Consider the following 12573-nt stretch of genomic DNA (forward strand, 5'->3'; position numbering starts at 1 on the left):
ACGGGCTTAGGCGCCAGCGACTGGCGCTCCCGCCTGCGGGGGCCGCTTTCTGCGCCGGCCGCCGATCTCCCACCTTTTGTGGAACCACATCCACTGACCAGGGTCTTCGCGCACCCAGCGCTCGACCACGTCGTTGAGAAGCTGGGTGGTGGCACGGACGTCGACGATGCCGTCAGCGGTCCGCGGCAAGGTCAGCTTGTCCTCGATCTCGAGCCGGAAGCGGTTGCCCGGAAGCCTGACGCAGCGCGCCGGATAGACGTCGCAGTCGTAGTGACGGGCAAGGGTTCCCAGGACGCGATTGCTCTGGCAGGGGCGGCCGAAGAACGTCGTCTCGAGGCCGTTGGTGAATTTCTGGTCGACCAAGACACCGATGTTGCCGCCTTTCTCCAAGACCCCGGCCAACGCAAACGAGGCGCCGGCCATCGATGGCAGCAGTGATCCCATGGTCGAGCGGCGCGTCGAGAGGATGTAGTCGGCGAGATAGGGATTGTTGGGAGGGCGAAACAGCGCCGTGATGTTCATGCCGAAGGTTGCGGCGGCCACCGGCAGCAATTCGAAATTGCCGAGATGGCCGGTGAAGACGATGTGCGGCTGCTTTTCGGCGGCGATCTCGATGAAGTGTTCTATCCCCTTGACCTCGACGCGTCCCGGACTGGTGGCAGCGGGATCGTAGTCGAACAGGGCGTCGAGAAAGATGTATTCGGCGGCCAGGCGGGCCATGTTGCCCCACATGTCGGAGGCGATGGCCTGGATCTCGGCTTCGCTCTTTTCCGGATAGGCCCTGCGCAGATTGTCGACGGCGACCTGATGGCGCCCGACCCGAGGGCCGACACGGCGTGCGACGCGGTCGGCGAAATTCAGCGCGCTGTCGGCCGGCAGCAGGCGCAGCGCCGAGATGATCATCATCGCCGCACGCGCCACCAGCCAGTAGTTCAACTGGCGCAACTGCCTGCCATAGCGAAATTTGAGATCCCGGCGAAACTTCTTGAGCACTGAGGTCAAGCTCTAGTCGACGCGCAGGATGATCTTGCCGAACACGTCGCGGCCTTCCATGCGCTTCAGCGCGGCATCGATATCGTCGAAGCCGACTTCGGTGTCGATGACCGGTGCGACCTGTCCCGCCGCCATTTTCTGCATGGCGTTGGCCATGTTCTCCATGCGGCAGCCGAAGGAGCCGAGCAGTTTCAACTGCTGCTGGAACAGCTGCATCAGGTTGATCTGCGTCGACACGCCCGAGGTCGAGCCGCAGGTCACCAGGCGACCGCCGCGCTTCAGGCACAGCATCGAGGCGGCAAAAGTGTCGGCGCCGACATGTTCGAAAACGACGTCGACGCCCTTCTTCCTGGTCAGCTTGCGCACGACGCCTTCGAAACGGTCGTCGCGATAGTTAATGACATGATCGGCGCCGAGCGCCCTGGCCTTGTCGATCTTGTCGTTCGAGCCGACCGTGGTGATGATCGTGCAGCCCATCCGCTTCGCCAGCTGGATGGCCGCCGAGCCGATGCCGGAGCCACCGGCATGGACCAGGATGGTCTCGCCTGGTTGCAGCCGGGCATTGTCGAACAGCATGTGCTCGACGGTGCCGAAAGTGACGGGCGCCACTGCGGCACCGATATCTGTCACGCCGGGCGGGGCGGGGACCAGAAGGCGCGCCGGCAGGTTGATCTTTTCCTGCGCGAAGCCGTCGAGATGGAAGCCGTGAACCCCCGAAACATGCTCGCAGAGATTGTCGCGGCCTTCGCGGCAGGCACGGCAAAGGCCGCAGGTGCGCGCGCCGTAGATCGAAACCAACTGTCCGGGCAAGAGACTGGAAACACCGGGACCGACCGCCTCGACCTCGCCGGAGGCTTCCGCGCCGACGACCAACGGCAGCTTGCGCTTGGCGAAGGCCATGCCGCGCCAGCCCCAGACGTCGATGTGGTTCAGCGCCACCGCCTTGATACGCAGCGTGACTTCACCGAGTGCCGGCGGCGGGGGAGGCGGCAGGTCCACCGTTTCAAGACGGCGGTCCTCGATAAGTTGCAGTGCGCGCATGGAGCCTGTCGGTTCTGTTTGGCGGAAAAAGGTCGCTTAGACCGGTTCCCGCGCCATGACAAGGCAAGTGTTCTGGCCGCCGAAGCCGAAGGAGTTCGACAGAACGGTGCGAACCTCGGCATTGCGCTTCTTGTTCGGCACCACGTCGAGCACGATCGCGGGGTCGGGATTGTCGTAGTTGATGGTCGGCGGAATGACGCTTTCGCGCATCGTCATCAGCGAGAACGCCGCCTCGACCGCGCCAGCCGCTGACAGCGTATGGCCAATCATCGACTTGTTCGAAGAGATCGGCATCGAACCGATCCGCTCGCCGAACACCGTCGACAGCGACAGGTGCTCCATCTTGTCGTTTTCCGGCGTCGAGGTGCCGTGGGCGTTGACGTAGTCGATCTCGTCTTCGCTCAGGCCGGCATCGGCGAGGGCGGCACGAACCGCCGCGATTGCCGGCGAACCGTCGGGCTTCGAGCGGGTGCGATGGAAATCATCGGCTTTCTCGCCGCAGCCGCGCAGGATGCCGAGAACGGTGGCGCCGCGCGCGAGGGCGGCCTCCAACGATTCCAGCACGAGCGCGCCGGAACCCTCGGCCAGCACGAAGCCGTCGCGGTCCTTGGAGAAGGGTTTTGAGGCTTTTTCCGGGATGTCGTTGTGGGTCGAAAGCGCCGACAGCAGCGAGAAGCGGATCAGTGCCTCGGCGGTCGCCGAACCATCGGCGCCGATCGACAGCGCCCGGTCGCATTCGCCGCGGCGGATCGCCTCGACACCGAGCTGGATGGCGGTGGCGCCGGAGGCACAAGCGGTCGAGAGCGTGATCGGCAGGCCGCGGGTGCCGAAACGGTCGGCGAGACGGTCGGCGATCGAGCCGAACTGTGTGGTCTCGAAAATGTCTGTTTCCTTCAGCCCGCGCGCGACCCGCAGCAGCCTTTCGGCGCCGGCATCCTGTTTGTCGGAATTGTAGAGCGAGAAGCGTTCGCGCCAGTCGAGTTCTACCGGTGGCGAAGCCAGGAAAAGCGGACCGCCGAAATCACTGGAATTGAGACCGGCTTCGGCCACGGCCTCGTGCGCGGCGGTTTCGGCCAGTTCGTAGGTGAGGGGACTGGCGCCCTTCGAACTCGACGCCAGGAAGTCGACAGTGCCGGAGATGCGGGTGTTGAGATGGTCGACCGGAAAGCGGGTGATCGGGTGGATGCCCGACTTGCCCGAGGTCAGCGCCGCCCAATTGTCGGCCTTGCCGACGCCAAGCGAGGTCACCACGCCGATGCCGGTGACGGCGACGATCGGCCTGCCCATGTGATCGTTCAGATTGGCCATCCGGTAGCCCTCGACCTTTTAGTATCGTTGCAGCATGGATCGCAGGGCACCGCCTCAGGCGGCGTTGACCAGCGCCATGCCCTCGAATTGGTGATAGCCGATCGCCGTTGCAAGGACACTTGCGGGAACGCCTTCGAATGGCGTCTCGGCAGCGGCATCAAAAACAGGGTAGGCGGCCTTGCGGTCGACGGCGAGTGCGGCCAGCGCCACGGCGAACGGAAACTGCGCTTCCTTCATATGTCCGGTCAACGTCGAGAAGCCGCGAGAAGCGATCGCCGGATTGGCATCGAGCGCCGCTTTCTCGGCGCTGGTTGCCGCATGAGCGCCCGACGCGCCCGACAGGGCAAGCAGCTTGCCGTTCGGCAGCGCGGCCTGGCTGAGCAGCGCCGCGATCTCGGCGTCGAGTTCTCCGCGCCGCCGCCTGGCGCGGCCGGAGACGACCGGCCCGAGTTCGGCATAGATCTTGCGCCCACGGCTTGTCGCGTGTTCGCGCTGCTCCAGCACCAGGAAGGCGCCACCGGAGCCCGACACCACGCCGCCACCTTCAGCGCCCTGTCTTTGCCAGACCGGCTTCCACGGCCCGCGATGCAGGTAGCCGGCAAGCTCGTAGCCGAGCAGCATATCGGAATGTTCGGTCTGGAAGGCGCCGCCGACCAGGATGTGCGTCGACTGGCCGGAGCGGATGCGCGCGGCAGCCGTCTCGACGGCGGCGACGCCCGCACCTTCCTCACCCATGAAGGTTCTGGACGAGCCGGTTACCTTATGGACGATCGAGATGTTGCCGGCGAGCAGATTGGAAAGCTGGGCCAGGAACAGGGTCGGCCGCAGTTCTGTCGTCAGCTTCTCGTTGAGCAGCACGTCGCGGTCGTTGCGGCTTTCGGAAGCGGCGAGAATGGCGGCATCGACCGCCTCGTCACGTTCGCCGCCACCGGCGGCCACAACCATGTCCATGGTCGTGCAGAGTTCGTCATTGCCCTTGATACCGGCGTCGTCCAACGCCAGGCCGGCGGCATAGGTGCCGAGCCTCTGCCAGGTTTCCATCTGACGCTGGTCGCCGCGCTTGGCGATCTGCAGGTTCCAGTCGATCTCCGGCAGCGGATGGACGGTGTAGGGCGCGAAACGCGCGGCCTCGAGCACCGGCTGCAGGCCGGGCTGGGCGAGCTTCTGCCAGTGGGCGTCCGGACCCTCTCCCAGCGAGGAGACAAGGCCGATACCAGTGATGACGACGTCGCGGGGGCTGCTCATGGGCGGCTTTGTGGGTCAGGCGGCAGAGCGCGTCAAGATCGCGCGCTCAACTGACGTCAAGCAGTCTTGGCGGCGACCAGCGCGTCGATCTTGGCGCACAGGTTCTTCATAACGAAGTAATCGTCGGTCGAAGCCTTGCCGTCATTGACCTCCTGGGTCCACTTTTCCAGCGGCACCTTGATGCCGAATTCCTTGTCGATGGCGAAGACGATGTCGAGGAAATCGAGGCTGTCGATGCCGAGATCGTCGATCGTGTGGCTCTCGGGCGTGATGGTGTCGATATCGATCTCGCTGGTGTCGGCAATGATCTTGGCGACTTTGTCGAACGTGGTGGACAAGAGGCTTTTCCTTCGGTTGCGGGCGGAATCTGTCCGCATGTGTTTGGGCGCTGTCTAATCGGTTTTTCCCGGCAGGAAAAGGCCTGATACGCGGGGCGCAGATGGGTAGGGCGCTCAAGAAACGCAAGAAGGGCCACCGGTCGACCCGGTGGCCCCTCCCATTGACGTAACGTAAGCTCAGCTGTCGCGGAGCTTGACCAGGTCGTTGAGCAGCCCGCCCGTTCCGTTGTGGACGGTCAGCCGCTCGACCTTGCCGGCGATGGTTTCCAGAGCCTCGAGCTCCTTCAACCGCAGCATCACCGGGTTCTCCGCCATCACCTTGGCCGTGTTGAGCAGCGAACGCGTGGCGTTCGTCTCCTCACGGCGACGGATGATGTTGGCCTCGGCCTGCTTTTCGGCCGAAACCACCTGGTTGAGGATCTCGCGCATCTCGCCCGGCAGGATGACATCCTTCAGGGCGATATCGCTGACCTCCACCCCGATCTCGGCCATGTCGGCGCGGACCTTGGCCGCCGCTTCCTCGTCAACCGTCACCTTCTTCTCAAGGATCTGGTCGAGCGTCAGCGCGCCAAGCGTCTTGCGGAAGGCGTACTGCAGGGCACGGTAGAGGGCTTCGGAGAAGTCCTTCACAGCGCTCACCGCCTTGACCGGATCGACGACCCGATATTCGGCGGCGATGTTGACACGGATCGTGACGCGATCCTTGGTCAGCACTTCCTGCCCGGCAACGTCGAGCGACTGGCGCTTGAGGTCGACGACCTTGATCTGCACCATGCGTCCGACGTTCCAGAAAGCATGCACGCCCGCCGTCAGCGTCCGCACAAGGACACCGTCGATGAACAGCAATCCGGCCTGGCCGTCGACGACCGGATGGACGGACATCAGTTCCGCCTTCCGGGCCTGGCCGAGCCGGCGCATGACCGCCGCATCGATGGCCAGATCGGCCGACGTGTCGATCAGCGTCACCTTCCACGGACCGGCATCCGTCCACAGCACGAGCTTGCGATCTGGCGCCAGCACGGCATGCAGGTTGCCGTCACGCTCGATGACGGCGACGTCGATGCGCCCGGTCCGAACAACGGTGAAGTGACGCGCGGCCACATCCGGGAGCTTGTCGAACAACGCCTTCTCGTACGCCGAAACGAATTCGGGGTTCTTCAGATCGTGCCGCGACACCTCGAGGCTTCCGCGCCGGTTGRCGAGCCGATGTTCGCCCGGCAGCAGGACAGCCTGGGCACGTTCGTTTTCCCTTACGAGGACGCGCTCGCGTCCAAGAACCTTGTCGAGAATGGTCATTGTCTTACTCCTGTCGGGCATGGCCCCATGCGAGGCGTCAAGTCATGCGTCGATCTTCCCTTCGTTTCTCGTTTCACATCGTCTCTTGCGTCTTGATCTGGGCACGAATGATCCGGGGACTGGTGGCATCAATCCGTGGCGGGCCTGCGGGAGCGGATCGCGGGGCAGCGAAACGGGCGCCGGAGGCCTTGGCCTCCCTTGCCGGCGACGCTGCGCCTTGACCATCACCGCGGGCCTGGCCGCGAGCCGATGGCGTCAGACTTTCAGGATGGCCCGCGCCCGAAGGGCTTGGGCCGTCCGTCAGATCTTCAGCATTCCAGTCCCCGGACCGTTTTTCAGATAACACCGTGGCAGGGTGCTGGCTTATCAGGCCAATGGAGAAGGATTCGAACCTTCGACAATCAGAACCTAAATCTGATGCTCTACCAATCTGAGCTATCCGTGGTGCAGACAGCAGGAATCGAACCTGCGACCTCCGGACCCAAATCCGGCGCTCTCCCGCTGAGCTATATCCGCGATCCCAATCCCCAAAGCGGCGCCGCATACAGGGCGGCAAAGCCGCCTGCACGGGCGGAGACGAAAGCTCCAACCGTTGTGCTCACTTCGGTTTTGGTGACCGGGTGCGCGCCTATAGCCCTTGCGACGGGTTGTCGCAAGCGGCATTGTCGTGGTCAATTTGCGGCTTCTTTCAGTGGTGGCATTTCGGCAACACAAACGGCAGTCGCCGGCGTGCGCTTGCGTGTACCAATGTACCATGGTACACGATGGCCATGGATATAGAGCGCGTGCAGACAGGGGTTCGCCTGGAAAAGCGGCTGGTGAAGGTCCTCAAGGCCTTGGCTGAACATCGCGACATGAGCCTCGGCGATCTCATCGAGGGCATCGTGCTGCATGCTTTCGAAGGGCAGACGCCGTTTTCGCCGGCGACACTCGAAACAATCGGCCAATTGAAGCGCATCTATGGGCTGGAGCTTGGCGCCGCGGACGGCCACCGTCTGACCGAACGGAAGGGCGAAGGCGGATGACGAGCCATCTTGAGCGTTGCCACAGCATCGTCCTTTCCGGTCCGGTCGATCGCGTCTTTCCGCTGTTCTCGCCGATCGGCGAGACCTTGTGGGTGGAGGGCTGGGATCCGGAGTTTCTGCATCCGCAAGGCGGCGAAATGCAGCAAGGCATGGTCTTCCGGACCGCCCACGGTGATGAGACGACGCTCTGGGCCTGCGCTGACTGGGATCCTGTCGGGCATCGTGTCCGCTATGTCAGGGTCACGCCGGATTCACGTTTCGGATTTGTCGAGGTGGCTTGCCGTCCGTCGGCGGATGGTGGCACCGAGGCATCGATCGCCTACACGTTCACCGCCCTGAACGCGTCAGGCAGGTCGTATCTATCGGCGCTGACGGAGGACGCGTTCGCGCGCATGATCCAGGCGTGGCAAGTCCGCATCGATGCGTGGCTACTCACCGACGCGTCAGTCGGTCATCACCACGACTAGAATGTGACCCGGCCGAGCACGCGCAGCCCATCGCCCTGCGGCTCGACGACCACGGCTTCGCCTTCGCGGGGCGAGACGCCGGTCAGCGCCACGATGTCTTCCAGATGGGTGACCATGACCAGATTGTCGGAGCCGGAATAGGCGCGGATTTCCTTCATGATCGCCGCGATCTGTGCCGCCTTCTGCGTCTCATCCCCCTTCAGGAGATCGAGCGGCGCAAACAGCTCCGGCTCGGCCTCGAAGGCAATGCGCGCGGTGTCGAGGCAGCGGCAATAGCGGCTCGACAGCACGCGCTCGATGGGTGCCGCCCGCGCCGCAAACAAGGCGCCGATCTTGCTCGCCTGCTGCTTGCCGCGCGCCGACAGGTTGACCTGGGTGGCACAGCTGTCGATGTCGAAATTGGTCGGATCGGTGGTGCCGGTGACCATGGCATGGCGAAGCAGCACGACATGTCCGCCGTCGCGCAACAGCGCCCAGCCGGCGTCCGTTGCGTGGGCCGCGGCCGGGATAGCGAACAGAAGCAAAGCCAACAAAAATCGAATCATAGGCTATCCTTCTCCGGTTCCCGGCATGGGCTCCGGTGACTCGACATATAGGGACGGTAAAGCCAGCCGAAAGACAAGGCGCGGTAGGACAGAGCCCTACTTCTTCGCCAGTTGTTTCTTCACCAGATCGATCTTCTGGTCGGTCAACGGGATGGGCATCGTATAGCCGGCTTCGGTAAAGCCCTGCTTGGCGTTCTCGAAGAATTCGATCGCCTTTCGATATTCGGCCTTGCCGCCGCCATAGCTGGCGCGGTTCCAGTGGATGTCGCCGAGATTGTTCTGTTCGAAGGCCCACTGCATCGGCTGGCTTTCGCGGGTGAACACCTTCAACGTTGCCGTGAAGGCGGCCTCGGCATCGCCGAGATATTTGTCGGTCCGCTGGAGATTGCCGAGGTTGAGAAGGCTCATGCCGATGCCGTTCTGGGCATTGGCCCAGTCGACGGGTGCGGCTTCGACGGTCAACACTTCAAGTGCCGCCCGCCGTGCGGCGATGGACTCGAGCAGGGTCTTCGGGTCGGCGTTGCTCATGCTCAGCCAGTGCAGCGTCGAGCCAAGGCCGGCCTGGGCCAGCGCCCATTGCCGCGGGTTCGTCTCGCGCTTGTATTCGCGCAACGCATCGCGGTAGGCGGCGATCGCCTCGCCATAGTGTTCCGGCTTGTCGGTCACGCCTCCAAGCAGCTGCAGCGTGTTGCCGAGATTGTAGTGGCTCATTGCCCAGTCGAGCGGGAATTTCCGTCTGACATAGACCTGTCGGGCGGCCTGGAACGCCGCCGCCGACTGTTCGAGCCTGGCCGCGTCGCGGGTGCGCTGGCCAAGCGTCTGGTAGATCGAACCGAGATTGTTCTGCGCCGACGCCCAGTCCATCGGAAAACGCTGCCGGGTAAACACCGTCAGCGCATCGTCATAGGCCACCGCGGCCTCCTCAAGTGCACTGGTGCCCAAGTCGAAGCGGGCGACGCCACTCAGCGCATTGCCGAGGTTGAGCCGGCTGGTGGCCCAGGAGACCGGGAAGGTTTCACGGGTTCGCACCTCAAGCGCGGCGCGGAAGGCGTCGGCCGCCGCGTTGATCTTTGCCTTGTCGTTGAGCTGGATGCCAAGCGACACAAGCGTATTGCCGAGATTGTTCTCGACCATCGCCCATTCCACAGGCGCCTTTTCGCGCGTGTATTCCTCAAGCGCCAGCCGGTAGGCCGCTTCCGCTTGCGTCAGATGTTCGCCGGCGGCCTCGCGCTCGGAAAGCGCATAGAGCGCCAGGCCGAGGTTGTTCTGCGAAGCTGCCCAGTCGAGCGGCACCTTGTCGCGCGGGCGCTTATCAAGGGTGGCGCGCATTGCCGCCACCGCTTCATTCAGGCGCTTCGGGTCGCTCTCGCGTTCGCCGATCTTCAAGAGCACATTGGCGAGGTTGTTCTGCGCGGCGGCCCAGTTGAGGTCGTCCTTCTCGCGCTCGAACACGATGAGGGAATCGCGAAATATCTGTGCCGCTTCGTCGAGATGAGCGGTTTCGGTCTCGCGCTCGCCGATGGTCTGCAGCACCACCGCCATGTTGTTGCGGGTGATCGCCCAGTCGCGATTCTGTTGGCCGTTGGGGATAAAGTTCAGGATGATGCGATAGGCCTCGATGGAATGCTGCAGCGCCTCGAGATCGCCAGAGGCATAGCCATAAGCATTCAACGCCTCGGCTTCCTGGTTCTTGTAGTTCCAGCGCAGCTTGTCGTCCCATTTTTCGGCCAGCGAAAACGCCTTGGCGTAGTCGCCGGCGGCGGACTTGTAGTCAAAGACCAGCGCCGAGGCATCGGCGCGCCTGGCGTAGATCGCTGCATCGGCAAGGCGCTTCTGCTTGACGAGATCTTCGGCTTCGTCGACCGCATCGCCTGTCTGCTCGACCCAGCCGACCGCGTCATCGAGGAATTTGCGCGCCGTCACGATGGCGCCCTGGCCGATGGCCTTATCGGCGGAAGCAACGAGGCGCTTGATCTCGGGATCGTCGGTGCGCAACGCCGCGCGCTCGGACATCATCTTCTTCAGGCGCTCGGCCTGGGCGTCGAGCACCTTTTGCAGATCTGTCGGATCCTCGGGGATTTTTTCCGTGCCAAGTGCCTTCAGCACGCCATAAAGCGCGTCGAGCGGCACGCCCTCCTGCAGCGAGGCCAGTTCCACCTGTGCCCGCTTCGGGTCGGGCAGGTCGGAAATGGTCAACAGCAACTGCCGCCGCTCACCGGTGATCAACCCGTCGTCGCCGGTCGGCTCCGGTGGCGCAATGCCGAAATAGAGCAGGCGGCGGAGGCTCTCATTGACCCAGGGGCGCTGCTTGGCCTTGGTGTCGAGATAGACCTCCTCGGTCACCATGCGCATGACCGAGCCGAACTCGGTGCCTTTCATCGCCGCGAGGTGGCGCAGCAGGGCGGCCGCGTAAGGGCTGTTTTCGCCAGCAGCGCCATCGAGCGCCGGGCGACCGGGTTCGGCGGCGAAGCCGACCACAGTGCCCAGGCTCGCGTCTGTCGCCGCCGCGTTGCCGAGGGCCTTGGCACCACGCACCGGTTCCAGGCCGCCAGCGCCAATCGGCGAGGCGGAGGCGGTCGGGGCGCGCCGCACCACTGCGTCCGCCGGAAACGGATTTGTGCGGCATGCATCGAGCAGCACGATCGTCACCGGCACGGTCGTCTTCAAGGCACCCATGACGGCGGAAATCGACACCAGGGCCGCGTCGGCATCCTTCAGGGAAGATATGTCGGCATCGACCGGTACCAGATAGTTCTCGCCGCCGGCCTCGATGCCATGACCGGAATAGTAAATGAAGGCGACATCGGCGCCTTCGGCATCCTCAGTGAATCGCTCCAGGTCGCGCTTCAGCTTGGCGGCGTCGCGGTCGGTGACGTTACGGGCGTCGAAGCCGAGGTCGGTCAGCATCTTGGCCATGTCGCGGGCGTCGTTGGCCGGGTTGGGCAGGGCGGCGATATGTTCGTATTTCGACTGGCCGATGATCAGCGCCACACCCTTCAGGCTTTTCGCTTCGCCGGCCTGCAGCGCAGTCGCGGCAAGGCAAAACAGGGTGGCGACGAAAGCTGTCAGCCACGCCTGCCGGAAAAGATTACGCTTCGATGTTTCGACAAAGTCCATTTGTCGTTCGCGCCCGCCCCGATGATCCATACCCTCTATAACGCTGCCAGCCGACCATGATCAAATTCAGGCGCGATTGCGCCACGACCGTGGCTCGCCTATCACGGGAAAAATGTCTCCGCTCACCGAAACCGTCCTGTTCGTCTTCAGCCTTGTCGCGCTCGGCTATCTCGCCGGGTTCACGGGCTATCTCAGACCGGCGAGCGGCGAGGGGATATCCGATTTCGCGGTCAGCGTGGCGATGCCGCTGCTGTTGTTCCAGACCATGGTGAACGCCGATTTCCACGGCGTCGCACCATGGTCCCTGTGGGGCGCCTATTTCGCCGCAGTGGCAATCACCTGGGCCGCTGGCCATCTCGTCACCACGCGGATCTTCGGACGGGATGCACGTGCCGGGGTCGTTGGCGGCGTGTCGTCGGCCTACTCCAATGTCGTGCTGCTCGGTGCTCCCTTCATTCTTGGCATATTCGGCCCGAGCGGCTTCGAAGTGCTGTCGCTGCTCGTCTCCGTGCATCTGCCGGTCATGATGATGGCGTCGATCGTCCTGTTCGAGATGTTCGGCCGGACTGGCAGCGAGCCTATGCACCCCTTGCGCATCATCCGCAGTTTCCTGCGGCGGCTTTTCATCAATCCACTGATCATCGGCATTCTGGCAGGACTGGCATGGCGCCTCAGCGGCGTACCGCTGCCCGACCTTGCCATGCGACTGGTCGATGCGCTGGCCGATACGGCCGGGCCGGTTGCGCTGTTTGCCATGGGGCTCAGCCTGCGCCGCTTCGGCATTTCGGGGAATGCCCGTCCGGCGCTGGCGCTTTCGGTGCTGAAGCTGTTCCTGATGCCGGCGCTGGTTCTCGCCTTCGTCTGGCTGCTCGGCCTGCCGCCCTTGACGGCCAAGGTGGCGGTCGTGATCGCGGCGCTGCCATCCGGCATCAATTCCTATCTCATCGCCGTGCAGTTCAACACCGGCCAGGCGCTGGCATCGAACCAGATGACCATCGCCACGGCCTGCGCCGCTGTGACGACGGCTTTCTGGCTGACGGTGGTGCTCCACGTTTTCTGACAGGTTATGCTGATATTCAGATAATGCCGGCCTGCGATCTTCATGCCATATGTCGGCATGCTCTCGCCTCGGGCTGGCCCAACCCCTATATGCCATGTAGCGATTGCTTGCGGGCCTTGCCCTAGGTAAAGAGCAGTG

Annotated in this window: 11 protein-coding genes and 2 tRNA genes; 3 read left to right on the forward strand and 10 right to left on the reverse strand. The window is 63.7% G+C overall.

The annotated features are described in order from the left end of the window. Positions 1-6 precede the first annotated feature (6 nt). The 8 genes from AC1D0I_RS09590 to AC1D0I_RS09625 all read right to left on the reverse strand — a co-directional run bounded on the left by AC1D0I_RS09590 (position 7) and on the right by AC1D0I_RS09625 (position 6737). On the reverse strand, positions 7-993 hold the full coding sequence (locus AC1D0I_RS09590; RefSeq protein WP_457154324.1) for a lipid A biosynthesis lauroyl acyltransferase: 987 nt from the start codon (positions 991-993) through the stop codon (positions 7-9). Between the two features lie 12 nt (positions 994-1005). Then, positions 1006-2034, reverse strand: coding sequence for a zinc-binding dehydrogenase (locus AC1D0I_RS09595; protein WP_457154322.1), 1029 nt, complete (start codon positions 2032-2034; stop codon positions 1006-1008). A gap of 36 nt (positions 2035-2070) precedes the next feature. Beyond that, complete coding sequence (locus AC1D0I_RS09600) at positions 2071-3342, reverse strand: beta-ketoacyl-ACP synthase (RefSeq protein ID WP_477394666.1); 1272 nt, start codon at positions 3340-3342, stop codon at positions 2071-2073. A 54-nt stretch (positions 3343-3396) separates the two neighbouring features. Continuing rightward, the gene (locus AC1D0I_RS09605; protein WP_477394668.1) at positions 3397-4587 is read right to left on the reverse strand and encodes a beta-ketoacyl-ACP synthase; all 1191 of its coding nucleotides are present in this window, start codon (positions 4585-4587) and stop codon (positions 3397-3399) included. 56 nt (positions 4588-4643) lie between these two features. Beyond that, complete coding sequence (locus AC1D0I_RS09610; RefSeq protein WP_010909964.1) at positions 4644-4925, reverse strand: acyl carrier protein; 282 nt, start codon at positions 4923-4925, stop codon at positions 4644-4646. 177 nt (positions 4926-5102) lie between these two features. Further along, positions 5103-6221: a slipin family protein gene (locus AC1D0I_RS09615; protein ID WP_477394670.1), complete on the reverse strand. Its 1119-nt coding sequence runs from the start codon at positions 6219-6221 to the stop codon at positions 5103-5105. 371 nt (positions 6222-6592) lie between these two features. Next, a tRNA-Leu gene (locus tag AC1D0I_RS09620) sits at positions 6593-6661 on the reverse strand. Positions 6662-6663: 2 nt separating this feature from the next. Continuing rightward, positions 6664-6737 (reverse strand) — tRNA-OTHER (locus AC1D0I_RS09625). Between the two features lie 269 nt (positions 6738-7006). Here AC1D0I_RS09625 and AC1D0I_RS09630 point away from each other — a divergent pair. Together AC1D0I_RS09630 and AC1D0I_RS09635 are read left to right on the forward strand one after the other, a co-directional pair. Then, positions 7007-7246, forward strand: coding sequence for a hypothetical protein (locus AC1D0I_RS09630; RefSeq protein WP_477394672.1), 240 nt, complete (start codon positions 7007-7009; stop codon positions 7244-7246). Beyond that, positions 7243-7713: a hypothetical protein gene (locus AC1D0I_RS09635; protein WP_477394673.1), complete on the forward strand. Its 471-nt coding sequence runs from the start codon at positions 7243-7245 to the stop codon at positions 7711-7713. The genes AC1D0I_RS09630 and AC1D0I_RS09635 overlap by 4 nt, the downstream gene beginning before the upstream one ends. On the opposite strand, the gene AC1D0I_RS09640 is transcribed toward AC1D0I_RS09635, so the two are convergent. Both AC1D0I_RS09640 and AC1D0I_RS09645 read right to left on the reverse strand, forming a co-directional pair. Continuing rightward, the gene (locus AC1D0I_RS09640) at positions 7710-8258 is read right to left on the reverse strand and encodes a histidine phosphatase family protein (protein ID WP_477394675.1); all 549 of its coding nucleotides are present in this window, start codon (positions 8256-8258) and stop codon (positions 7710-7712) included. The genes AC1D0I_RS09635 and AC1D0I_RS09640 overlap by 4 nt on opposite strands. Positions 8259-8354: 96 nt before the next feature. Next, positions 8355-11375 carry a caspase family protein gene (locus tag AC1D0I_RS09645; protein WP_477394677.1) on the reverse strand — a complete coding sequence of 1007 codons (3021 nt, stop codon included), beginning with the start codon at positions 11373-11375 and terminating at the stop codon, positions 8355-8357. Positions 11376-11487: 112 nt separating this feature from the next. On the opposite strand from AC1D0I_RS09645, the gene AC1D0I_RS09650 reads away from it, so the two are divergent. After that, positions 11488-12435, forward strand: coding sequence for an AEC family transporter (locus AC1D0I_RS09650; RefSeq protein WP_477394679.1), 948 nt, complete (start codon positions 11488-11490; stop codon positions 12433-12435). Positions 12436-12573 lie beyond the last annotated feature (138 nt).

Source organism: Mesorhizobium sp. P2_D1 (genome assembly GCF_056404455.1).